The organism is Gilliamella sp. B2923 (assembly GCF_026536565.1).
GTDB lineage: Bacteria > Pseudomonadota > Gammaproteobacteria > Enterobacterales > Orbaceae > Gilliamella.
Map to the genome: position 1 here is coordinate 85508 of NZ_JAFNNZ010000005.1, position 26143 is coordinate 111650.

21 protein-coding genes are annotated in these 26143 nt (G+C 36.1%); 5 read left to right on the plus strand and 16 right to left on the minus strand.

Translation table 11 applies throughout. The annotated features are described in order from the left end of the window. Positions 1–47: 47 nt before the first annotated feature. The 9 genes from J3U42_RS07270 to J3U42_RS07310 all read right to left on the minus strand — a co-directional run bounded on the left by J3U42_RS07270 (position 48) and on the right by J3U42_RS07310 (position 9208). On the minus strand, positions 48–653 hold the full coding sequence (locus J3U42_RS07270; RefSeq protein WP_267336098.1) for a hypothetical protein: 606 nt from the start codon (positions 651–653) through the stop codon (positions 48–50). A gap of 101 nt (positions 654–754) precedes the next feature. Continuing rightward, positions 755–1156, minus strand: a complete 402-nt coding sequence (locus J3U42_RS07275; protein ID WP_267336099.1) for a DUF4878 domain-containing protein — start codon at positions 1154–1156, stop codon at positions 755–757. Between the two features lie 298 nt (positions 1157–1454). Continuing rightward, positions 1455–2171: a tRNA pseudouridine(65) synthase TruC gene (gene truC, locus J3U42_RS07280; RefSeq protein WP_267336100.1), complete on the minus strand. Its 717-nt coding sequence runs from the start codon at positions 2169–2171 to the stop codon at positions 1455–1457. An 18-nt stretch (positions 2172–2189) separates the two neighbouring features. Further along, positions 2190–3008, minus strand: coding sequence for a pyridoxal phosphatase (locus J3U42_RS07285; protein ID WP_267329208.1), 819 nt, complete (start codon positions 3006–3008; stop codon positions 2190–2192). An 89-nt stretch (positions 3009–3097) separates the two neighbouring features. Beyond that, a complete protein-coding gene (gene recR, locus J3U42_RS07290) occupies positions 3098–3703 on the minus strand; it encodes a recombination mediator RecR (RefSeq protein WP_255556099.1) in 606 nt (201 codons plus the stop codon). 263 nt (positions 3704–3966) lie between these two features. Further along, on the minus strand, positions 3967–4572 hold the full coding sequence (gene plsY, locus J3U42_RS07295) for a glycerol-3-phosphate 1-O-acyltransferase PlsY (RefSeq protein WP_267336101.1): 606 nt from the start codon (positions 4570–4572) through the stop codon (positions 3967–3969). Between the two features lie 45 nt (positions 4573–4617). Then, complete coding sequence (gene uvrA, locus J3U42_RS07300; protein ID WP_366939814.1) at positions 4618–7458, minus strand: excinuclease ABC subunit UvrA; 2841 nt, start codon at positions 7456–7458, stop codon at positions 4618–4620. A gap of 314 nt (positions 7459–7772) precedes the next feature. Then, positions 7773–8711: a sugar kinase gene (locus tag J3U42_RS07305; protein ID WP_267336102.1), complete on the minus strand. Its 939-nt coding sequence runs from the start codon at positions 8709–8711 to the stop codon at positions 7773–7775. A gap of 26 nt (positions 8712–8737) precedes the next feature. Continuing rightward, positions 8738–9208: a YhcH/YjgK/YiaL family protein gene (locus J3U42_RS07310; protein WP_267329212.1), complete on the minus strand. Its 471-nt coding sequence runs from the start codon at positions 9206–9208 to the stop codon at positions 8738–8740. Between the two features lie 638 nt (positions 9209–9846). On the opposite strand from J3U42_RS07310, the gene J3U42_RS07315 reads away from it, so the two are divergent. Beyond that, complete coding sequence (locus J3U42_RS07315) at positions 9847–10143, plus strand: hypothetical protein (RefSeq protein ID WP_267336103.1); 297 nt, start codon at positions 9847–9849, stop codon at positions 10141–10143. 365 nt (positions 10144–10508) lie between these two features. On the opposite strand, the gene J3U42_RS07320 is transcribed toward J3U42_RS07315, so the two are convergent. The 3 genes from J3U42_RS07320 to guaA form a co-directional block, all read right to left on the minus strand. Next, the gene (locus J3U42_RS07320) at positions 10509–12263 is read right to left on the minus strand and encodes an ATP-binding protein (protein WP_267336104.1); all 1755 of its coding nucleotides are present in this window, start codon (positions 12261–12263) and stop codon (positions 10509–10511) included. Then, the gene (locus J3U42_RS07325) at positions 12256–13314 is read right to left on the minus strand and encodes an SIR2 family protein (protein ID WP_267336105.1); all 1059 of its coding nucleotides are present in this window, start codon (positions 13312–13314) and stop codon (positions 12256–12258) included. The genes J3U42_RS07320 and J3U42_RS07325 overlap by 8 nt, the downstream gene beginning before the upstream one ends. Before the next feature lie 552 nt (positions 13315–13866). Next, entirely contained in the window at positions 13867–15450 is a 1584-nt protein-coding gene (gene guaA, locus J3U42_RS07330; protein WP_267329214.1) for a glutamine-hydrolyzing GMP synthase, read from the minus strand. Positions 15451–15758: 308 nt separating this feature from the next. On the opposite strand from guaA, the gene J3U42_RS07335 reads away from it, so the two are divergent. Together J3U42_RS07335 and J3U42_RS07340 are read left to right on the plus strand one after the other, a co-directional pair. Continuing rightward, on the plus strand, positions 15759–16190 hold the full coding sequence (locus J3U42_RS07335) for a hypothetical protein (protein WP_267329215.1): 432 nt from the start codon (positions 15759–15761) through the stop codon (positions 16188–16190). Positions 16191–16193: 3 nt separating this feature from the next. Next, the gene (locus J3U42_RS07340; protein WP_267336106.1) at positions 16194–16667 is read left to right on the plus strand and encodes a MarR family winged helix-turn-helix transcriptional regulator; all 474 of its coding nucleotides are present in this window, start codon (positions 16194–16196) and stop codon (positions 16665–16667) included. Between the two features lie 332 nt (positions 16668–16999). Here the strand turns inward: J3U42_RS07340 and J3U42_RS07345 are convergent, their stop codons facing one another. The 4 genes from J3U42_RS07345 to J3U42_RS07360 all read right to left on the minus strand — a co-directional run bounded on the left by J3U42_RS07345 (position 17000) and on the right by J3U42_RS07360 (position 24837). Beyond that, positions 17000–20380, minus strand: coding sequence for an autotransporter outer membrane beta-barrel domain-containing protein (locus J3U42_RS07345; protein WP_267336107.1), 3381 nt, complete (start codon positions 20378–20380; stop codon positions 17000–17002). 135 nt (positions 20381–20515) lie between these two features. Next, on the minus strand, positions 20516–20992 hold the full coding sequence (locus J3U42_RS07350; protein WP_267336108.1) for a toxin-activating lysine-acyltransferase: 477 nt from the start codon (positions 20990–20992) through the stop codon (positions 20516–20518). Positions 20993–21411: 419 nt separating this feature from the next. After that, on the minus strand, positions 21412–23562 hold the full coding sequence (pta, locus tag J3U42_RS07355; RefSeq protein WP_220217456.1) for a phosphate acetyltransferase: 2151 nt from the start codon (positions 23560–23562) through the stop codon (positions 21412–21414). Between the two features lie 69 nt (positions 23563–23631). Further along, a complete protein-coding gene (locus J3U42_RS07360; protein WP_220217457.1) occupies positions 23632–24837 on the minus strand; it encodes an acetate kinase in 1206 nt (401 codons plus the stop codon). A gap of 194 nt (positions 24838–25031) precedes the next feature. Here J3U42_RS07360 and yfbV point away from each other — a divergent pair, with 194 nt between their 5' ends. Beyond that, a complete protein-coding gene (gene yfbV, locus J3U42_RS07365) occupies positions 25032–25487 on the plus strand; it encodes a terminus macrodomain insulation protein YfbV (protein WP_267336109.1) in 456 nt (151 codons plus the stop codon). 12 nt (positions 25488–25499) lie between these two features. After that, positions 25500–26009, plus strand: a complete 510-nt coding sequence (gene priC, locus J3U42_RS07370) for a primosomal replication protein PriC (RefSeq protein WP_267336110.1) — start codon at positions 25500–25502, stop codon at positions 26007–26009. The last annotated feature ends 134 nt before the right edge of the window (positions 26010–26143 follow it).

Sequence of the window (26143 nt, forward strand, 5' to 3'; positions counted from 1 at the left end):
ATAATGATCAAATTTACCTTGATGAATCAGGATTATTAATACCTCTACTAATTCGGATATTTATAGATCCAGATCAAATCTTTATATTTAGCAAATGCGTTGGGATAAAGGTAATTCCCATAAAAAAGCGCAAAATCAGAGTGTTGCCACTCAACATTAAAATCAGGCATGACTTGAATAATGGCATCATAAAGCAACGTTGTACAATATAGATGAGGCTTTTCACGGGATGCTAATACAAATTTTTCACCTAATTTTGTCTGTAATATATCAGCTACTTGTTGCTTTTGTTCATCCGTCAAAAAAATAGGTCTTGCAATAGCATAGGTTTGGGCGAGATCTGGCGATATAAATTCATCTAATGTTGATATCAACACTTGGCTAGGCCGATTTTCAAAATCATCGGTTGTAGCATGGATAATTTTAACTTCAGGCGCTACTGATATTATCATGCCAATATGTGAAAAATCACCACCACCTAATTGTTTAACTAATAAACTATCGATGGCTGTCCCTTGTCTAAAAATCCAATCCCCAATTTTTAAAGTACTGCTAATTTGAGAAATAGAGTCATTTCTAGATTCTTGGGCATTGACCGCCGAAACATTGACAAACAGTAGCCATATAATCAAAAAATAGCGAAAAGATCTCATAATAGTATTTTCAAAAGGTGAAATGTTACATAAAAGAGGGTAAATATAATTTACCCTTTTACTCATTAATAAATTCAATATTAAATTTAATTAATCTAATATTATTTCATTTCGATAAACCATTTGCCATTATCTTTGATTAATATTAACTTTTTATTAAGCTTAGTTTTATCTTTGAAAACAACGGTAACATCTACGGTGCCCTTAGTTTTGTCATCATTGGTATATTGAATAGGCGCGGTTTCAATTTTATCAAGCCCACCATTGCGTTCTGCTGATTCTAATGAGGCTTCGAGTGCTGCACCCAATTTAGACTTAAGCATGGCCTTCATGTCGATTCCTTCAGGAACATCTTCTTTTGGAATATACATAAGATCGATGACTGTATCGATATCTTTATTGTAACCAGCTTTCATGAAGGTTTCGGCTACTTTTTCAGGGGAGTCGTCTGATGAACAAGCACTGAGGAAAACAGCAATTAGAAAAATACTACAAAATTTCATTATTAATTTCATTTTCATTTCCATTTCGATTAATTTATATATACATTATTTAAACACTTTCCTCAAAAAAACTCCGCAACGAGGAAAGGTACAAAAATAATACTATGCAATTGCTAAATTGCAAAGCAACATTGATTTTTATCTTTATATTTTTCCTTGTTATTCATTTAATTATCATAAGCAGTTATATTTAGGGCATGTAGAGCTTGGAATTGAAACAGTGAATGGTAATAACAAAATTTTTACATACGGCGGTCATGTACGCTTAATGAGTTAACTATTATTGAAAATAGCAACCCTAATCATTGGACTGAAAATGAGATAAGATTTCTAGCCAATGCTGATCTAATTTTGCTTCAATTTTAATTGGTTTCAAACTGGTTGGATGAACAATATTTAAGGTAGAGGCATGTAACATTAGTCGTTTAATACCAAAATACTGACTAAAAGCACGATTTTGATGAAGATCCCCATGTTTGCTGTCACCTAAAATGGGATGAAAAATATGCTTCATATGCCTACGTAGTTGATGTTTGCGTCCTGTCTGAGGCTTTAATTCAACCAAACTATATCTGGCTGTGTCATGCTTGCCTACTTTGATCGGCACTTCGATATGACTTAAACCGCGATAAAAAGTGACTGCCTCTTGCGCTGGTTTATTTTTATCGGCAAATTTGTCAGCTATTTTATCAAGTTGTTCAATTAGCGGATAATCAATTATCGCTTCATCAAATAGATAGCCACGAACAATAGCATGATAAGTTTTTTCAATCTGTTTTGTGGTAAATTGCTGTGACATCAAACGGGCAATTTCACTTGAAAGCGCAAACAATAATACGCCAGATGTTGGGCGATCGAGTCGATGCACCGGATACACATGCTGCCCGATCTGATCACGCAGTGTTTGCATCACAACGACAGTTTCATTTTTATCTAACCAGCTACGATGAACAAGCCAACCAGATGGCTTGTTTATCGCAATTAATTCATTATCTTGATAAAGGATTTCAAACACAGCTATTTTTTAAATCCATTATAAAAAAAGTTTTTCAAGTTCAGTGGCAATGCTAGTGCTATTATTATCACCAATAGCATAACTCGCTTTCGCTTTCACCTCATCATCAGCATTGCCCATAGCAATACCCAAACCGGCAATGGTTAACATACTAATATCATTATAACTGTCACCAAAAGCAACAATTTCACTTAGGTCAATGTTTTCATGTTCAGCCCAATGGGTTAAACCATTACCTTTAGTATTACCTTTAATTGCGATATCAGCACGATTCGACCAAGACCATTCACATGAAAATTCACCCAACGCATCAACTGCATCTGAAAATTGCTGTAAAGCCGGAATGTTATGGCTACTGGTAGCAAATTTATAGATCGCGCCGGCTTGCTCAATAACTTTCTCAAAACTATCCACTTTTTTAATTTCGGGTTGTAAAAATTCCGGTAGTGAATCAACCCATTTAAAAAAGCCGGCTAAATGGTCGTCTAACACTTCGTAAGTCATCATTTTATCAGTATAAATTAAAGTATGAATACCAAACTGATTAACTAAGTCTAATAGCGTTTTGGCCTGCTGTTTGCTCATCGGTTTAGCGGCAAATGCTTGTTGTTTTTCAAAATCGTATAAATAAGATCCGTTACAACAAATAGCGGGAGTTGAGAGTTTAAGTTGATAATAATAAGGGTAAATTACGGAATGATGTCGACCGGATACCAAAATAACTTTTACGCCTTTGGCGCTGATCTTTTCAAGAATATTCACGGTTTCGGGCAAAATTAAACGATTACTATTAAGTAAAGTACCATCCATATCAAAGGCAACTGCTTTATATTTCATACCAATCCTCTTCCTTTTACTTTCATAAATTTTGCTAGCAACATAAAAGTTAACAGACTTAATTTTTAGCGTTGCCAACATTAAAATCTCTAAAAATCTATTTTTTGCCGCCCAACAAATGAATGCGACAATGTTGTGCCGTCAACCATTTCAAGCTCTCCACCGACAGGCACACCATGCGCTATGCGAGTTGCGATAACATCAAACTCAGCACACATTTGAGCAATATAATTAGCGGTTGCATCGCCCTCAACGGTTGGATTGGTGGCTAAAATCACTTCGTTAATCGATTCGGTTGCCAATCTTGATTTCAATAAATCCAGACCAATATCACTCGGCCCTATTCCGTCAAGCGGTGACAAATGTCCAAGCAACACAAAGTAACGACCACTATACTGGCCGGTTTGTTCGATAGCAACAATATCAGCGGGTGTTTCAACAACACATAATTGTCCACTTTGTTGACGATGCCTATTGGCACAGATAGTGCAGATTTCTTGTTCAGTAAAGGTTCGGCACTCTTTGCAATGATCGATATTGATCATCGCTTCATGTAAAACATGAGCTAGCTTAATGCCACCTTGTCGATTGCGCTGTAATAGGTGAAAAGCCATACGTTGTGCAGATTTGGGACCAACACCGGGAAGACATCGCAATGCTTCCATAAGAGTTTCAAGTAATGGGCTTATTTGCATGAATTAATTTTGTTACCACATATTAAAGATTATGTTATTTATAATACCTTGTTTCAAAAATCGATAAAACAAGAATTACACGATTAAGTCAATACGATTAATTTTTGACAAGAACTTTCAGAAAATATATACGTTTCAGTATAATTTATGTCGCTTTCGTATAAAACTCTTAGGCTCTTCCCCCCTTAAATAAACGCATAATATTACTATTATAACGAATTACGATTAATTTTTGACAAGAACTTTCAGAAAATACATACGTTTCAGTATAATTTATGCCGTTTTCGTATAAAACTCTTAGGCTCTTCCCCCTTAAATAGACGCATAATATTACTATTATGACGAATAATGATAAGGCACGAAAGCATGGTTACCGGCAAGGTCAACTCAGGTTTAAATAGCCATACATAAAATGGCGCTAATAAAAAACCCACAATAGCCGCCACCGAAGAGTAACCGGTAAGCAGTAGCGTGGTTAACCAAGTTAGGACAAAACAGCCAGTAAAGTCTAGACCGATTGGCATCATCATACCTAATGCAGTGGCGACACCTTTTCCGCCTCGAAAATGAAAAAAGCAGGGAAAGATGTGACCAAGGCACGCTGATATGCCAATAATGCCTAAAAAGAAAGGTGAAATACCCAGTCGATAAGCAATATAGACCGGTATTGCACCTTTTAACATATCGAAAAGTAATACCAGTAAAGCAGGTAATTTGCCGCTAATGCGTAGTACATTTGTGGCTCCGGGATTGTGAGAGCCATGTTGTACCGGGTCTTGTAATTTCATTAGCTGGCAAATAATGATTGCTCCGGAAAGCGAACCACAAAGATAAGCAATAATGATCATCAATATAATTTCAAATGCCAAATTGCTTCTCCTTTGGTTAACTTAAATTTTCCGTACTAACTTATATTACTTCGCCTTGTCTTTTTCAAGTAACGGTTTTAAATATTGTCCGGTGTAAGAAATTTTTGATTTAGCTACATCTTCAGGTGTTCCTTCGGCAATGATTTCACCACCACCATTCCCCCCTTCCGGTCCTAAATCGACAATCCAATCTGCTGTTTTAACCACATCTAAATTATGCTCAATAACAACAATGGTATTGCCTTTGTCTCTTAATGAGTGTAGCTGCGCAAGCAACTGTTTTACATCAGCAAAGTGTAAACCCGTTGTTGGCTCATCTAAAATATACAATGTGCTACCAGTATCACGCTTTGATAACTCTTTTGCAAGTTTTACTCGTTGCGCTTCACCACCGGATAAGGTCGTTGCCGACTGCCCAATTGTAATATAAGAAAGCCCGACATCGATCAATGTTTGTAATTTACGAGCAATCATCGGGACAGCATCAAAAAATTCACGCCCCTCTTCAACCGTCATATTTAAGATTTCATTGATTGATTTGCCTTTATATTTAATTTCTAACGTTTCACGATTATAACGTGCCCCATGACACTGGTCGCATGGGACATAAATATCTGGTAAAAAGTGCATCTCGACTTTGATCAGTCCATCACCTTGACAAGCTTCACAGCGTCCACCTTTTACATTAAAACTAAATCGACCCGGAGTGTAGCCTCGCGCACGAGACTCTGGCACGCCAGCATATAGCTCACGAATTGAGGTGAAAAATCCGGTATAGGTTGCCGGGTTTGAGCGTGGTGTTCGCCCGATAGGACTTTGATCTATCGCGATGACTTTATCAAAAAAGTTAAGTCCTTTAATTGATTTATAAGGCGCAATATCACTTTTTTCAGCACCATTCAACTCATTTTGCGCTAAAGGATATAAAGTATCATTAATTAACGTTGATTTTCCTGATCCAGATACCCCTGTAATACAGGTAAATAGTCCAACCGGAATATTAAGAGTCACATCTTTTAAATTATTACCGGTGGCGCCAATTAGCGATAACATCTTTTTCTTATCAACTTTCGTTCGTGTGGCCGGTATCGCTATTTTTTCTTTACCGGATAGATATTTTCCGGTTAACGAAGAAGGATTTGCCATGATCTGTTTCGGCGTTCCTTGAGCAACCACTTCACCACCATGCACGCCTGCTCCCGGCCCAATATCAATCACATAATCAGCAGCCATAATGGCCTCTTCATCATGTTCTACCACAATAACGGTGTTACCCAAATCACGTAAATGCGTTAAGGTATCGATCAATCGAGTATTATCACGTTGATGTAAACCAATTGAAGGCTCATCAAGTACATACATCACCCCAACTAATCCGGCACCGATTTGACTGGCTAGTCGTATACGCTGTGCCTCCCCTCCCGATAGCGTTTCCGCTGATCGTGAAAGCGTTAAATAATTTAATCCAACATTAATCAAAAATTGTAAACGGTCGTTGATCTCTTTTAGAATTTTTTCAGCAATTTGCGCTCGTTGTCCGGTTAGGGATAACTTATCAAAGAAAGCTTTTGCTTGTTGAGTGCTTAAATTACTGATCGTTGGTAAATTGGTATCGTTAATAAAGACATGTCTTGCCGTTCTACATAAACGAGATCCTTCACAGCACGGACAAGGACGATGACTTATATATTTAGCCAACTCTTCACGAATTGTTGGTGAATCGGTTTCTTTATATCGTCGAGTTAAATTATTAATAATTCCCTCAAAGCTATGTTTACGTTTAACCACATCACCACGATCATTTGTATAAACGAAAGTAATTTCAGTATTACCAGAACCATTTAATAAGATATCTTTTACTTTTTCGGGTAATTTTTCATAAGGCGTATCAATATCGAATTTATAATGTTCAGCTAACGATTTGAGCATCTGAAAATAGTAAAAATTGCGACGATCCCAACCCTTTATTGCACCAGCAGCTAAAGAGACTTCAGGCATTTGTACTATGCGTTTTGGATCGAAATACTGTTGCACACCTAAACCATCACACTCAGGGCAAGCCCCGGCAGGGTTGTTAAATGAAAATAGTCTTGGTTCAAGTTCAGATATACTATAGCCACATATCGGGCAGGCAAAATTAGCCGAAAACAACTGCTCCGGCGCTTTGGGATCATCTAAGTTGGCAACTTTAACAATCCCGTTAGTGATTGACAGAACGGTTTCAATGGATTCGGCCAATCGCAATTTTAGATCATCACGAATACGAAAACGATCAACCACTACTTCAATGGTATGTTTCTTTTGAAGCTCAAGCTCAGGTGGATCAGAAAGATCGTAAACGTCACCATCAACCCTTACCCGAATATATCCACTTGCAGCCAGTTGCTCAAAAAGTTTAACAAACTCACCTTTACGTTCAGTGACTACCGGTGCCAGTAACATATAGCGATTTTCAGCCGGTAACGCCATAATGCTATCAACCATTTGCGAAACAGTTTGAGCAGCTAAAGGTAAATTATGATTAGGACAACGTGGCTCACCAATACGGGCAAACAATAGACGTAAATAATCGTAGATTTCAGTAATTGTTCCAACCGTTGAGCGCGGATTGTGCGAAGTCGACTTTTGTTCAATCGAAATAGCTGGTGACAGACCTTCGATATGATCCACATCCGGTTTTTCCATTAAAGATAAGAATTGACGAGCATAAGCCGATAACGACTCAACATAACGTCGTTGCCCTTCGGCATAAAGGGTATCAAATGCTAGCGAAGACTTCCCTGATCCGGATAGACCAGTAATGACAACAAGCTTATCTCGAGGTATTACAACATTAATATTTTTTAGATTGTGCGTTCTCGCACCACGAATATCGATATCTTTAATTGACATATATCTCTTCTTTTGTGTGTTTTTTAAGCAGATTAGATAAAAAATTAACTGTATATTATACCAGTGTTTTTGAAGTAAATATACTATTATATAACTGAATATGGTCGGTTAGGACAATTTCAATGATGCACGGATAATTTCCCATGAATATAGCACAATTTACTATTTTATACTAAAACGCATATAAAATCTGAAAGATTTTGACAAAAAATATCAATTATAATGAAGTTTTACCACTAATAGACAAGTACTCATTGTTACAAAATTCAATAAAAAAACGGTCATAAATGACCGTTTTTATAAGCTAATTAATCTTCAATTAATTTTGGTGTCACCTCTAAAGGAATAATAGCTCCACGGTATTGAATGATCGTACCAGCAACTAAATGTCCTTGTACGGCAGATTGTGCCGGACTTCTTCCTGTTAAACGAGCACCGAGATACCCGGCACTGAATGAATCGCCAGCAGCAGTGGTATCGATAACTTTATCTTTGGCAATCTTGTTAGCAGGGACATCAAAACGTCCTTCGGCTGATTGAATAATGCAGCTATCACTACCCCGCTTGATGACAATTTCACTCACGCCAAAGTTTTGCGTTCTTTCGATGACTTTCTCATAAGGAAGCGCTCCCCATAACAAATCTTCATCATCCAGTGTTAAAAATGCGATATCAGTATAAGATAAGATATCTGCATACACGCTTCGGGCTAAATCTAAACTGCTCCATAAGCGCGGGCGGAAGTTATTATCAAAAATGACTTTTCCACCATTTGCTTTCACCTGTTTTAACAGGTCTAACAATTTAAGAATACTTTCAGCATCTAAAATTGCAATACTAATCCCACTTAAATACACATAATCAAACTGGGCAATTTTTTTAATAATCTCTTCACTTTGCGAAGTTTTTAGCCAAAACTTCGCAGCGGCATCATTACGCCAATAATAGAAAGAACGTTCACCATACTCGTCGGTAACTATAGAGTAGAGCCCGGGCATTTTATCTGCCATTTTTTGTACTAAATCAGTCTGTATATGCTCTTTTTGCCAGCTTTCTAACATTTCTTGGCTAAAGGGATCAGTACCGAGCCCTGTAACATAATGAATGGAAAAATCTTTATCTTTTAAAAGACGGGATAAATAAACTGAAGTGTTTAAAGTGTCTCCACCAAAACTGCGGGCCGTCGAATCTTGTTTAATCGACAATTCAATCATACATTCGCCAATAACAGCAATTTTTGTCGTCATAGTGTTACCTATTGTCCTTACTCTAATTATAAATAGTCCAAAGCAATTTTTATCACAATTTTGCGAACTGTCGTAATTTTATTGTCAATCGCACAAAGCGGCTTATGCACTTCGTTTGGGAAAAATACGATAAAATCGTTGGGTTGCAAAACCAGCATGGTTTCTTCTTTAGGGGTTTGAATAAACGCAATATCATTATCGGCTAATTTATCTTCCAGCATCTTGGTATGTGGTGGCAAAGTGCAAATCGCCATGCCCTCTTGTCCTTCTAACACGATTTGAACATCGATATACTTATGATGATATTCAGGATTAGCCTCATTAATTAAGCGTAAAGTATTATCAGACAGCATAAAAAAAAGATTATCTCCGTCGATATCATAACGCCCAACAGGTGTATTTTGATTAACATTGTCTTTAATATACTCAATCGATTGCTTTATTTTGGCGGGCAAATAAGGGACTAAATCCAAATGATGAATGTTACCTAAAATCATACTCAATGATCCTTAATTTCTTAAATGAGGCAATAACTTAAATTAGCTTTATCCGCTATCACTAAATAGCGAAGAAACCTTTGCTTAAAAAAGAAGTATATACTTAAGTCAGTCATTTTTGTAGATCAATTAATAATAAGTTTTTAAAGGTTTTTATGTTTTAAACAATATGCAAACATTGCTAAAAGGTTTGAAAATGAAAGAAAAATTGACAACTGGCTTTCTACTAAACTTGTCTCACAAACGGTCAAAATACCGTCGATAACGTATGATTACCAATATAATCAGCTAGCCTTACAACTTTTGGCACTACACTCCCTAATGTTACTTAACCACCAAACTAGTGTTCTGTAGCTTTAATTAAACATTGAGCAACTTCATTTAGCGCCCTATTCATTCTTACCCCTGTTGTCATACTGATTCTTTTTCTATTTTAATTCAATGAAATAAAAGCATCACACCTTTGCTTTTAACTACGTAAATTCTTTTTACTTCTATGCGTTTAAATGCATCGTTAATATCATTTGATACGTTTTAGCAAACAGGCTATTTATTGTCCCAGTCTACTATTATTAAAAAAAGCTTCCTTAGGGTAATGTGTGATAAAATAGTGATCTAATATTTTTAAAGGTGATGCTATGAAAAAAATAATGCTTATTGTGTTTATGATTTGTCTTTCATTTGTATCGCTTGCCAAAGTTGATGTGTCTAAAATTTATGGAAGAATTAAGATTGTTAATTCCTTCCCTGATTATAAAGTTAAAGTCGTGAATTCTTTTCCTGATTTAAAAGTTCAGAAAGTCGATGCGTTTGCAAATAGCGTGGGTAAATGGCAAATAGTCGATAGTTTTCCTGACTACAAAATACAAATCGTCGACTCATTCCCTGATTTTACTATCCAATATGTATCTAGTTTTCCAGGCGTTAATCACTAATAGCTAATCTCAATTACTTTAATGCAATTTTTTGCTTGAAGCGATGTTTTGTTAATTTCAAGTGGATTAAAAAAATCCTATATTATTTGAATCGATAATTTTAGTAAAAAGTTCCAGATTAAATTCATAATACCGCCAAAGCTACCGTTAAAAAAAATGTACTTTGAGGATATTAGGTGAGACTAAAAAGCCTTGAAAAACAAGGCTTAAAATTAGAATGAATGATATGAGATTATATGATGTTGATTGCGGTTTCTTCCACTTCAATTGTTCAATGATTGATTTTCACCATATAAATCAATGTATTAATTTTTCATTTAAAATTTATATTGTTGAAATAGCTTAATAAAACAATAACCTTATTCTCAACGACTTTGTTTCCTTAAGGCGCTAACAGCATCAGAAATTGAATCAAGATTATTTTCATTATTAGCCCATTCTGTCCAGAATTGTTTTGTTGCACTTGCTGGTTCGATAGAAGGTTTATCCAGTTTTATTCTTGTCGGTAACAAAATGGAATCACCTAATAGTAGAGCTTCTCCAGTATCAAGTAAAGATAATATATCAGCTACTCCGCCCATTGATTCAGGAATTAAACGTTTTACAACACTTTGATCTTGATCATTAGTCAATCTTAAGATGATAAAGTTATTACATTGACTTAATATAGTTCGGCTAACATCTGATGGACGTTGACTAATAACAAGCAAAGAAACACCATATTTACGACCTTCTTTAGCTATTCTTTCAAATGATTCTAGAGCTCTTTTTTCAGCTGCTTCTGCTGCATCCCGAACAGGTAAATATAGGTGTGCTTCATCACATACTAATGTTAATGGGTGTCGATAATTATTATCCATCCAAAATTGAATACTATATATTAACCTTGCTAATACTCCAGTGACTATTGGCAAAACATCAGAGGGAACTTCAGAAAAGTCGATAATCTTAATTCCTTTTTTATCTTGACCAGTTTCAAATAACGATTTAGCAAAATCTACTAACCAATCAAAATTACTTGTCTTTTCTGGAGGAGAAAACATAAATCCTAAGCGACGATCCTCTCTTTTTGCTAATAATCTAGCGACGAAACGAGTTAGTTTTCCATTCCAAGGACCTTTTTTTTCTGTATTCATTTTCGCACCAGGAATTTTTCCTTCATCATCACTGATAAGTAAATTCATTAGTTCGTTAATATCATAATAAATAGGTGAATCAACAGTGAAAGTATTTAACTCATCTTGTTTACTAAGCCTTTGTAAAGTATCTTTTTTTAATTTTTTTACATGTTCCGTGAATCGAGTCGTTTGATTGGGTGCATTATCATCACTTCTATCCAATATCATTGCTAACATTTCATCTCTATTAAGCAGCCAATAAGGCAAAAAGATACAATCATCTCTAGGGCTATCTAAATCGGCCGTTCCAGCTATTCTAAAACGTTTAGCAAAGGCACTATCGCCTTCACACAGCGGCTTATACTCACCATGCATATCAAAAACAATCAAATTGGAATATGTTAATCTGGCTGCTTTTTCTAGAATTAAAGCCGCTGTCCAACTTTTTCCTGAACCAGTACTTCCTAGAATAGCTGCATGTCTTTGAAAAAACTTATCACCATTTGCAATAGCTATCGCTTCCTCATCTGCAATAAACTTACCTAATATTAATCTCTCATTTACTGGAACTTTAGATGAAAGTAAATTCATAAATAACTGTAAATTATTACTTTCAAATAGGTAGCATGCTCTCTCGACCTGAGGGAAAGTATCAGCGCCACGTTTGAATGTGTTTGATTCACTACCTTCCACACTTCGATAAGTCCCTATTAATATAACTCTTATTAAATCTTTTTGAGTTTCTTGTACAGGAAGTGAACCATCATCAGATATATCATCACTTAGCAATCTCTCATCTAAAGTTCGAGTTACTTTATCAACAATACCTATCAGAAATTCTGTTATAATTCGTCCTTGTATTGCTATCAAATGACCTACAGAGATAGATGGCATTAAAGCTTTATTTTCAACAGTAATTAAGACTTTAGCTGTGTCTACAGCAGAAACAACACCAATTTGCTCTCGCTCTGAAAAATTTAAGCTTCTTTTATTTTTATTCATTCACTAATACTCCTTCAACAAATTTTTCTAAATCCCACCACTGTGTATCAGATATAAAGTCTGATGAATTGCATGTTGTTACCAAAGTTCCTGATATCCCTTGTCTCTCTAAATGAGAGAGCGCAATTAATTGAGGAGATGTTTTGATAATGTTTTGAGCATTTTCAGATAAAGTTCTCGTTAGAATAATTCCTTTGGTCCCTTCTTGTAGCTTACTTGATATATGAGTTTGTAAATGCGTATCATTAAAACCATAACCAACAAAAATTATAGAGCTAGCTTCGTCTATTTTTCGATTTCCCTGATCTCTATGTGCATCAAATGGTGACTGATAGCCTTTTAAGTATTTTTGAGTGCCAGGTGTAATTATCATTTTAGGACAATTAAAATTTAGCTGACTAGATAAAGTACCATTAGGCGTTGAATACCAATCAAGACTGCCGTGTGGTTTATATAGGTTAATTCTATTTTTATAGGCAAGTTTAGGGATTTTGGCTCGTTCTGTAATACCAATACATAAAGAAAATAAACTTTCTTTAGGATTGTGTTTCCCCAAAAATTTACCGACCATCATAGTATCAACACCATAACCTAAACTTTCGCCTGCGTATTCAATTAATCGATCATAATTAGTAGTAATAATATTAATAACTTTAGGTTGGGTAAGAGACAGATAAGGCAATAATTTTTCTATTTTTAATTTTCGCTGGTTTAGAATACATTCACGTAATACGAGGAGTTCATTGGTAAGCATGAGTTCTGAAGTTAATTGAATTATAATGTCTTCTAGAGATGTTGATATCTGACATGATAGTAAAACACTTTCTAAGTCTTGCCCGGCTTCTAGTTTAACAGCAATATCTTGCCACGTTTTTAAATCATCAGACTCTATCAATAAATTAGGGACTTTAGCACACAAAAAACTACTTAAATCCGACATCCCAGGTATGCCTTCAGCACAAGATAATCCTGAACCAACAATAAGAACCGTTTTATCTCCAAAGCAGCTTTGTAGTTCTCGTTTTAAAATACTTATAGTATTTTCATCCATGTATTGAACACTAAGATTGATTAAACATCGCTCTATTTTATCACGAATTATTTAATACGTTCTAATTAACGATATTAATTATATCAACTTTTTCAACATTCCCCCCTTTAATCGCATACCATCACGAATCATAGATTTGCTACAAGTCCCATTTTCCTACGTCAGGTTACGTACACACTCCCACAAAACAATAAGATCATTTGTCAGGTTATAAATTTTTTAGTTCAGTATATTAGTCAACACAAGATTCTTGAGCTGTTCTAGATGCTTAAATAATCACCAAAGAATCGAATTTAAATGCGACTAAACCAGATTTAGTAATTGTAACAATACACACCCTTACGATCTGAAGCCTTATAAACTTTATCCTTTGTTTTTAATGCCTCCATTTAGGTTCCAGTCAGCAAGTATCTCTCCTCCTAAAAGCTAATTAAATTTACCCCCAACACTAAAAGGTGAAAATCTAAAGATTTCAATAAACAAAAAAGCCAGTGACACCATTGTATCACTGGCTTTAACGGATTTTAAATCGCTATCTTGGAATGGGTATTATTACTCCCACTCAATCGTCGCTGGCGGTTTGCCGCTGATATCGTAGACAACTCGTGAGATGCCATTGACTTCGTTGATAATACGATTTGATACTCGCCCTAAGAAGTCGTAAGGCAAATGCGCCCAGTGTGCAGTCATAAAGTCGATAGTTTCTACCGCACGCAATGAGACAACCCAATCATATTTGCGTCCGTCACCCATTACCCCAACAGAGCGTACCGGTAAAAATACGGTAAAGGCCTGACTGACTTTGTGGTATAGGTCGGCATTGTAGAGTTCTTCAATAAAAATGGCGTCAGCTTTGCGCAGTAAGTCGCAATACTCTTTTTTCACTTCGCCAAGAATCCTTACCCCTAAACCGGGACCCGGGAATGGGTGGCGGTATAACATATCGTAAGGTAATCCAAGTTCTAAGCCCACTTTACGTACTTCGTCTTTAAATAGTTCACGAAGTGGCTCTACTAATCCCATTTTCATATCTTCGGGTAAACCACCAACATTATGATGCGATTTAATCACATGCGCTTTGCCGGTATCAGCTGCTGCCGATTCGATTACATCGGGGTAGATCGTACCTTGAGCTAACCATTTAACATCTTTGAGTTTTGCAGCCTCTTCATCAAATACGGCAACAAATTCACGACCAATAATTTTGCGCTTCGCTTCGGGATCGGTTTCGCCTTTTAAGGCGGCTAAAAAACGATCTTCGGCATTAACCGCTATAATATTTAAACCAAATTTATTGCCAAACATGTCCATAACTTGTTTTGCTTCGTTCAAGCGTAATAGTCCATGATCAACAAAAACACAGGTTAACTGATCGCCAATAGCTTGATGTAACAATAGTGCAGTTACCGAGGAATCCACTCCACCGGATAAACCTAATAAAACTTTATCATTTCCGACCTTTTCTTTTATTCGGGCAACGGCATCTGTGATGATTGAAGAAGGTGTCCATAGTTTTTGACAATGGCAAATATCAATGACAAATCGTTGAAGTAATTCATAACCTTTAACCGTGTGGGTAACTTCAGGATGAAACTGAACGCCATAAAATTGTTTTTCATCATTTGCCATGATTGCAAAAGGACATGTTTCAGTGCGACCAATAACGGTAAAACTTTCAGGTAAAGCTGTTACTTTATCCCCATGGCTCATCCAGACATCAAGCTGCTCTAAGCCTGCTTCGTTTTTGCTATCGAAGATGCCGTCAGTTAATTTTGAGCGACCAACAATATCGACTTTGGCGTATCCAAATTCACGCTGATTGGAACCAGTAACTTGTCCGCCATTACCAATTTGAACAGCCATTGTTTGCATTCCATAGCAGATACCTAAGACAGGCACGCCTGCATTAAAAACGTATTGAGGAGCTCTTGGGCTATTTTGTTCTGTCGTACTTTCAGGGCTGCCGGATAAAATGATACCTTTAGGATTAAATTGTTTGATTTTTTCTTCCGATACGTCCCATGGCCAAAGTTCACAATAAACACCAATTTCGCGGACACGACGAGCAATTAACTGGGTAACTTGAGAACCAAAATCAAGGATTAAAATACGTTGCTGGTGGATATCATTTTTCATCAAATTTATTCCTAAACTATGAACTATTACAAAATTGGGATGCTATTGTATCATTTACTGATTCAATTGAATTGATTAAATGAAAAAACAATTGTAAAAAATTTAATTTGTTAAATTTTAAACCTATCGAATATATCATTCAATATCAGCGTTAATACGATTGACTTTATTGGTAATGATTCACTTAAACTTTATTCACAACTAAATTTAACTGTTTGATTGATTACGTTTTTAATGGTATCTATATCGCTTTACTTAATTAATAAGTATGCTTATAATAAAAACACTTATTAAAAAGGAGCAAAACAATGAACGCTATCTCAATCTCTTTCATCTTACCTACTCAGTCCAATCCAGCACAAATTTGGCAGTACTTTATCGAACTTAATTTAAGAAAATTATGGGAAACCGACCTTGAAGACTTTCGTATAATCGGTGAACTAAAAACTGGGGCTAAAGGTATTTTTAAATTACAAAACATGCCCGAAATGGAAGTGACTTTATCAAAAGTGATTAACGAACAGGAATTTACTGAGCAATTTGATATGCCGGATATCGGATTACTTTTTTTCTCACATCAGATCATTCAAATAGCTGAAAATCAATATGCACTTAAAGCTGAAATTTCGCTAAAACCCGATCCTCAATTGGATACTAAGGCCTCGTATGATTTTATTAAACAGATTTCAGATGATATTATTGATAAAACTTACAAATTAAACAGTTTAGTAGAAAGGTAAATTATGACGAAGGACAATAAGTTTTTAACGCAATTCCAAAATGACGCTGAATCAATTGGTTTTATTTTTATGAAAACTTATTCGTCCTGGCACACGAATATAAAAAAATGTTTAAAAAAACAGCTTATTACGCATCCTCAATTTATTGTGCTTGCCACTCTTGCTTATCTGTCTCAATATCCTGATGAAATTACGCAAGTTATTTTGTCTAATAAAACAAATATCGATGTGATGACCATTTCTCAAATATTAGAGAATTTAGAAAAAAAGGATTATATAAAACGCTCTTGCTCAATCAAAGATAGTCGAGCAAAATCGATACAATTAACTCAAAAAGGCCTTGATAAGGCTAATGAAACAGTCCCTTTAGTTGAAAAAATTGATAATGAATTTTTTGCTGCGTTAAAAGATGAGAAACAAAAATTTATGGAAATGCTTTCAACATTATTAAAAAATCATGATGAAGAAACTGCATAATTAATCATTATATGCTTATCCAGATATTTGCCATTTTATGGTGAGATTAAATATAAAACGCAACGTCGTTCTTTATGACAAAAATATTCAAAAGGTAAGGTTAAAATAGTAACAATTGCAGTTTTTAAAGCGCTTTATGTCTAATACAATTTAAGCATTATGCGACCAACAAGCCTGATTGGTAAATCTTATTAAGCATTGATGATTTTCAAATTTCATTTGTCTTTTTATCAAAAAATATACGCAATGCATAACAAGCCATTGCGTATATTGAAATAATCAGATTGAATAAATTGGCAACGATCAATTCGATCTAAATTGAATTATCCAATTTACCATTTATGCTCTATACCTATATTTCCTCGATACCCCTGACGCTTTGTGTTACCCAGATCGTGTTCATAACGAGCATCACCATATACATGGAGGTTTTGCGCAATTGGGGTTTTAGCACCTAAGCCCAATTCGCCCCATGTACGAGCATATTTCTCTTTAATACTATCTTTACCTATTGTGACATGGCTTGGTTTAACAAAATCGTACCAAATATTACCAATAGCGTATATTGATGTAATTTGTTGTTCTGCGGTTTGATTATTATCGCCCATTCGAACGCCAATTCGTCCACGTAGTAAATCTTGATTATTTTGATCTACCCGACGATATTTATCAGTAAAACTATCTAAATCGACATGTTGATAAACAAGTTGCGCTTGAGGCTCAATGATCCAATAATTTAAATCATTATCGTTTTGAGAAAATTTGAATAAATGCCCTGTTTCAGCAGAAAGCGCAACTCCCCAACCATTTTGAGCATGCGGGTTGTTACCATTACGAGCTTCATATTTATTGCGCAAATATGAAAACTGACCGACCAAATCCAAATAATTATTATTTATTGAGAAATAAGTATTGGTTAATCCCAAACTTACAGACTCTGATTTCCCTTTACCGGTTCGTTTATTGTGTGCAATTAAACCATGCTCAGCTCGATATTTATCTGAAAAATCGGTATGCCCTTTACTGTAAGTTACATATATACCAGTATAGTTATGGCTACCGTCATCACTGATATTATTTAATAAATCATGCCCAAATTGAAATCCATAAATATCAGAATCGACATTTAACCGATTTTTACCATCTTGTTTTAAATGTTTACCGATTAACCTGCCCCATGTTTCGCTTAAGATGCCGTCACAAGTGTTACAATTCGACAAGTCAAAATTCGTGTATTCTCCCCGACGTTCATGTAAAGAACTGATACTTAAAAGCCCTTGTTCCTGATTTACTCTCGCCATAGCAACATAACCTGCTATTGGACTTGCATAAATAGGTATAGGCTTAGCTGGCGTCGGCGGCGTTGGTGGTGTCGGCGGCGTTGGCGGTGTTGGCGGCGTCGGCGGTGTCGGCGGTGTCGGCGGTGTCGGCGGTGTCGGCGGTGTCGGCGGTGTCGGCGGTGTCGGCGGCGTTGGCGGCGTTGGCGGCGTTGGCGGCGTTGGCGGTGTCGGCGGTGTCGGCGGTGTCGGCGGTGTCGGTGGTGTTGGCGGTGTTGGTGGTGTTGGCGGTGTAGCGGCTTGCATTGTCCAGAAATATTCATCGCCATTAGCTGTTTGTCGTTTAGCTAACTGAACTTCAGTGGCGCCTTTTGTATGCGCTTCACCAATAAAGTTATTTCCACTACCAGCTGTTCCAACAAAAATGAAGGCTGCACTGCTAATTACTTCAGCAACCTCCTTTATATTACCATCAATAATATTTTCCACACCTTGGGAATTTATCGGTATAACTTTTGTCAAACCACTAGCGCTACCGGTGATTTTTAAAACATCAGATTGCGAATCATTTGCAGACCTTGTTGTGGTTTCATTCCAAAGTGTATTTACTTTTAATTTAGCATCATTTGAAGCACTATAGTTGCCGTCAATAGTTAATACATCATTATATTGATGATGTGATGTGTTATCTAAATCAATCAGACCGGAATCACTAATAACATTACCTTGTAAAATAAAATCATTTGAACCTACATCTTCAAAAGCGCCATTAATTGTTGCCCCATTTGTTAGCATAACAGTATTAAATTTAGCGATGTTCTCGTTGTCCTTCTTTTTCAAATTCCAGCTAAAACCGTCAGCTATATTAACATTGAGTGTTTGGGTAAGGTTATTATTAATGACTTCCCCCTCTTCAACTTTCACCGCACCTTTAGAGATCAACCCAGTCATACTCCCTTTTCCTGAAGCGTTAAAAGTTACAGAAGATCCTTGATAAGCATCTAGCCCTTGTTCAACCCCACTAGAATCATAAGTATTAGAGTAGAATACATAATTAGGTGCAGAATAATTACCACTGACATTAATAATATAGCCACTATCGTTAGCAGTCAGATTGGTTTTATCACCAGTAAAAGTTAAGAGCGTATCAATTTGCCCCTGATCGACAAAAATCAGATCTTTACGTCCAAGAGAGTTGCTGATAACCGGATCGTTACTTGTTCCGGTAGTAGTAAATATGGCATCTTTAAAACTGGCATTTAATCCATGCGATGCCGCTTGTTCAAGCACCCCACTTGGCGTTGCATCATCATGCGTACCAATTTCTAACGCATAGCCATTGGTTTTAACAATGGTTGAACTTTTATCATAATCGGCTTTAAATTGAGAATTACGAACCATTTTTATACCACTACCCTCTGTAGCATTAGTCGTATCTATGGTTAATTCTCCATAAGATTCAATAATTCCTGGACCTTCACCAGTATTACGTGTCTTCCCCAATTTAACACCAATGCTATCCCATTTAAGCATTGAATTATCGCTACCTTTATTAATAGTGATTGTGTTTTTTTCGCCTTTTAAGATCACTTTAGGTGTCAATTGACCTTGGCTACCGACACTATCAGCAGCATCATGGTTGGTTTGATTGCCTGAAACATAGATACCGATTGAGCGGTTTCCGGTTAGTGTCATATCCAAATTATTATTAACGATAACTTGACCGGCTGAACCTTCGCCAGAATTATTATAAGCGCCTTGAATAGCACGAATACCGTTATTTAAAATTGGTTGAGTTTTACCGCCTTGAGTGGTCTGATTGATTTTCAAATTATCAACGGTAATTGTACTGTATTTTCCATTATAATTACCATTTTCACCGGAATTTGCAGCAGAACCAACTAATATACCATATGCAGCAACACCTCCGCTTGAATTACGGCCTCGTGTATAATTGTCGTTTATATTCATCTCGACATTTTTGGCCGTTATATCAACATTGTGATAAGTAGCAAGACCGAAGATATTACCGTTGTTGCTGAGAGTGAAATTCAAATTACCGGCCTCAATTCGTCCGCCAGATACGCCATAAGTATATTGATTTCCAAGCGCGGTATAATCACCTAAAACATTGGCGGTCAGGGTTGTATCTCCCACATAAAGGGGTTCATGTAATTTACTTCTGGTAAGGATGTAAAAACCTGCATTGCCTGATTGGGTGGCTGTAGCGGCATTGATGTTATTACAGCTAGGGCTATTTTGCCCTACTAAATAAGATCCATCGGCACTCGCCGTACAATCTAGAGCAAAAGCTGAAGCAGAACTAACTAAAACGCATACAGTTATCATCGCTTTACTAGCACGTCGCGCTAATTCAGAACAAACTACAGTAGTGCCGGTGATAACATTAAATTTTGTTAGATAAATTTGGTTCATATCAATTTCCTTCAAATTAATGATAAAAATAAGTACGACCACTTAGTAACAATCGACAATGACAATGATTTATTTTAGATAGATCTTAAATTCAAGATTAAAAATAGATATCGACAGCAGCTAAAATGTAAAATGCTAACATTGAACTTTTTTAACGGCTGTTTGAGCTTTTGACTTGTGATAACCAAAGAAACAAAGATTGTTTTTCAACACTTTTTTACAGATAGATTTCGTTAACAATACATCCCTGAGTCCAAATGGACAAAAGAAGGATAAAATCCATAGGCGTTTAGTCGCCGCCGGATGATGATATTTTACAAAATCGATGTAAGGCTTTTCTTTATTAAGATATTGTTGTTCTTCTTCGCTATTAAAATAAGCCCAATTAATATAACCTAATGGCTGATTATTTTTAATAACTAAAACATAATTCTTAGATTGGATGATAGGTAATAATACGCTTAAAGCCGAATCTAAAGCGACATTTTTATATTTAGGATTTTGATTCCATAACCAAATCATAGCCCCTAACACCTCGGCTTCATTACTTAAGGTATCTGGATATAAACTAGGTGCTATAACTCTAATAACGTCTTTTGCAACACTATTCATATAGCTTTACCATTGTTAACTTTTATTTACAATTGTATTACAGAATGATCAAAACTTCATTAAATAAATAATAATGATCATAATCAATAAGTTAAGTGGGTTCTTTCCATATTACTTTGGCTATAAGTAGTTAAAGTATTTAAAAAGCCAGTATTATGATCAAACATAACAGCTTCTCTTCTTTCAAATATTTCATTTATGAATAAAAATTCATTTTGTGCAACATTAGGCACAATTCGCTGGAAAACTCGCTTTGTTTAAAATTATGAGTGAGCTATAAAATGCCAATTTAATTGGTGAAGAAAATCTTTATACGAAATGTAGGAATCAAAAATAAATGTTATAAGTTCCATTAGATTGATATAAAAAGAGGTGAAAATATTCACCTCTTATTGTTATCAACATTTGACCCGTTAAAATTATTTATTAACGTTTTGTTCTTGTGCTGATTGAATTGCAGTTAAGGCAATTGTATAGACGATATCATCAACTAACGCACCACGTGATAAATCATTCACAGGTTTACGCATGCCTTGTAACATTGGTCCAATAGACACAAGATCGGCAGAACGTTGTACCGCTTTATAAGTGGTATTACCAGTATTAAGATCAGGGAAAATAAACACTGTCGCTTTACCGGCAACTTGAGAGTTAGGCGCTTTAGATTTAGCCACATCAGGCATTACCGCTGCATCGTATTGTAAAGGTCCGTCGATCATTAAATCAGGACGTTTTTCTTGAGCAATTTTGGTCGCTTCTTTCACTTTTTCAACATCAGCACCTTGTCCGGAACTACCTGTAGAATAAGAGATCATCGCAACACGTGGTTCGATGCCAAAGGCAATTGCAGTATCGGCTGATTGAATCGCAATTTCAGCAAGTTCTTGCGCATTTGGATCAGGATTAATCGCACAGTCACCATAAATATAGACTTGATCAGGCATTAACATAAAGAACACAGATGATACCAATGAACTACCCGGCGCTGTCTTGATTAATTGTAATGGCGGACGAATGGTATTAGCAGTAGTATGCACTGCACCAGAGACTAAACCATCAACTTCGTTAGCTTCCAGCATCATAGTACCAAGTACCACATTATCAGCCAGTTGCTCACGTGCGATAACTTCAGTCATACCTTTGTTTTTGCGTAGTTCAACTAAACGTGGAACATATTTTTCACGAATAGTTTCCGGATCAACAATTTCAACACCTTCACCTAGAGTCACACCCTGTTGAGCGGCGACCTTACGAACTTCATCAGGATTACCAAGCAATACACATTTAGCAATATGACGCTCTGCACAAATTGCCGCTGCTTTAACAGTTCGTGGCTCATCACCTTCAGGTAAAACCACCACTTTTTTCGCATTACGTGCCAGTTCAGTTAATTGATAACGGAAAGCCGGAGGCGATAAACGACGTGCAGAATTTACCACTTCATTAAGTGATTTAATCCAATTTGTATCAATATGATCAGCAACAAAGTTTTGGGTATTTTCCATACGCTCTTTGTCATCAACCGGAATTTCTAAATTAAATTGTTGTAAATTGATTGATGTTTGGAAAGTATTGGTTTGGACAGTAAATACCGGCAATCCTGTATCAAATGCTGGTTGGCATAGCTTGTAGATTGTATCATCGATTTCATAGCCACCCGTTAATAATACACCACCAATAGCAACGCCATTCATTGCGGCTAAACAAATAGTCACCAATACATCTGAGCGGTCAGCAGAGGTAACTAACAGCGCATTTGGTTGTAAATGACTGATGATGTTAGGCACGCTACGTGAACAGAATGAAACATGTTTAATACGGCGGCTTTTAATGCCTCCTTCATTAATGATTTTAGCATCAAAATGGTTAGCAATATCAATAGCACGGCAAGCGCTAAGATCGATATTCCACGGAATACAACCTAACACTGGCAGTGGGCTGTGTTCACTTAAATCTTTAATGGTAATTTTTTTATCATCAAATTTAGGGGTATGATAGATTTCGGCTACATCCGGACGAGCAAGGCTTTGCTCTTCAACCGGTGCATTGACTTTATTAACAATAACACCCACAATTTTTTCATTTTTAATGCCACCAAAATTTGAACGAGCAATTTCAATGCGTTCTTTAAGTTGTTCAGGCGTATCTTTACCCATATTAACAACAAAAATAATTTCAGCACCAAGGGTTTTAGCAATATTATTATTGAGTTCATTTGCGAAAGGATAATCGCTGGTTGGTACAATACCTTCAACTAAAACGACATCAGCGCCTTTCGTATTTTCAGCATATAAAGCGACAATTTCTTCCATTAGCACATCTTGTTGATTTAAACCTAACAAGTTTTCAACATGGCTCATTTTAAGCGGTTTTAATGCCGGAATTGATGTATTGTGGCTAACTAAAGTGGTGGTATTATCTGGCGCATCGCCACCGGCTCGTGGTTGAGCAACCGGTTTAAATACATTTAGGTTAATTCCTTGACGCTCCATAGCTCGAATAACACCCAGGCTCACACCTGTCAACCCAACGTTGGTTCCGGTCGGAATGAGCATAATAGTACGAGACATAATCGATTTCCTCTTAATTCTTTATTAAATATAAAAACAAACCGCCATGAAGGCGGTTTTATTTGTCTTTTAAGCAGTTAGACGCGCAGCATCTTGCGCAATGACTAATTCTTCATTAGTTGGAATTACCATTGCAATTGCTGAACCATCTTTAGTGATTGTACCACCTTTACCAAAACGTGCAGCTAAGTTGCGCTCTTGATCTAATTCAAATCCAAGAATAGATAATTTTTGAAGTGCCATACGACGAACTTCTTCAGCATTCTCACCGATACCACCGGTAAAGATAATTGCATCTAAACGACCGTCTAATAACATGGCATATCCACCAATGTATTTCACTAAGCGATGAACGAAAACATCTAAAGCATTTTTAGCATTTTCATCTGTGTCATAGTTATCAGTCACGTAGCGGCAATCACTGCTCACACCAGTTAAACCTAATAAACCTGATTTTTTGTTTAAAAGATTATTAATATCTGCAACAGACATATTTAAATTGTCATGTAAGAAGAACATGATAGCGGGATCGATATCACCACTACGAGTCCCCATAACTAATCCCTCTAATGGCGTTAGACCCATAGACGTTTCAACACATTTACCATTTTTAACCGCAGTAATAGACGCACCATTACCTAAGTGACAAGTAATCACATTAGTTTCATCAACAGGTTTATTTAATAATCTAGCAGCTTCACGGCTAACATAATAGTGGCTAGTACCATGTGCACCGTAACGACGTACACCGTGTTTAGTGTAAAGCTCGTTTGGAATCGCATATAAGTATGCTTCTTTCGGCATGGTTGTGTGGAATGCAGTATCAAACACAGCAACATTTTTATCTTTTAAATGAGGGAAAGCAGCAAACGCTTCACGGATACCAATTAAGTGCGCAGGGTTATGTAGTGGTGCAAAGGCAGAGGCTTCCTCAATACCTTTTAAAACAGAATCGTCAATCACAACAGATTGAGTGTATTTTTCACCACCATGTACAATTCGGTGACCAATAGATTTAATACTATCTAATAATTCTGGTTTTTGTGGGAAGATGCTATTAACAATAAACTTAATTGCTTCACTGTGTGCAGCACCTGCACCTAAAGAAGCTTCGTTCTTAACACCATCAAGTTTCCACTTAATACGAGCATCAGGAAGATTAAAACATTCAGCTAACCCAGATAAAAACTCATCACCATTTTCAGGGTTAATAATGGCAAATTTTAATGATGAACTTCCACAGTTAAGAACAAGAGCGTTATTACTTGATGACATAGTAATTCCTATATATTGAATAAAAAGATATATACCAATCAAAATTGGTAACTCAACACATGATTTAACAATCGATGCGATTTTATAAGGTGACTTCTGATATCTTGTGTTTTGAGATAGAATAAAGAGAGTCCCCAATTTGAATGGCACTATTTTAAGACAATAAAATACGAATGTCGAGGAATCCCCAACAGATGAATTTAATTAAAAATTTTAAGGCAGGTCAAAGATATATGGCGCTTTGCCCAATGGATAAAGCGCTTTCTTATTCTTTTCCTGAATTAAAAATCATAAACCACATAAAAACCGCAAAAAAATATTTACCGCCTATCATTGTTTTTATTGCTGTTTGGCAATATTTTATGCCGGTACAATTAGCCGTAACAGTGATAACTATTCTTTTTGCACTGAGTTTACCTATTCAAGGTATCTGTTGGTTGGGTAAACGATCGCAATCCCCGTTACCGCTCAATTTGGTGGACTGTTATAATCACATCAAAGCTCAGCTTATTGAAAAAAAAGTACTCGAAGAAAATAAAAACAACCGTGAAAAATTAACATTTGAATCTTTCATGAAGCTAATTAAACTATCAAAAACCCATTTTGGCAGCTATTTTGGTCAAGATGATGACAATAAGCTTGATATTTAAGATTAAAAAACAATGCAAAAATTTCTAGCCCAATTAGATGCACAAATTACGGCTCTTGAACAACAGATCAAACTATCAGATCAACAACCTTTTCAAGAGCACTATTTTGATGAACAACTGTTTAATCAGCCTAAAATCGCCACTAACTGTGATTATTACTTAGAAAAAATAAAGCTAACCTATCAGGCATTGTGCGATAGTGTACATTCCAATAAGCTTGAACAGATGACCTTTTTATCTGACAAGCTGATCAATCAAATGACAGCGCTAACCCGAGAGTTAGCCACTCACCAATTACGCCAAAACAAGAGCGATACGGTGTTTCACGAAACACTTTATGAAAAACACTCAAGGCATCTTGATTACCTACGCCGATTACAAGAGATGAAGTATGAACTGGAACTATCAGCCGAACCTATTGACCATGTAAAAATCGCAACACTGGATAATCGTATTTATCGTTGCGAAAAAGCCATTGAGGCGATTGAGTTAGAAATGGAAAGCGCGGGTAATACCAAGTAATTACCACTTTATGCTAATCAATTTATTTATCGAATTGCTAGCGTTTATATTCTGCTTATTACCAAAATGCATATTGTTATAATTATTAATTAGTATCATCTTTTTGAGTTATATTTATAATACTAACGATAATT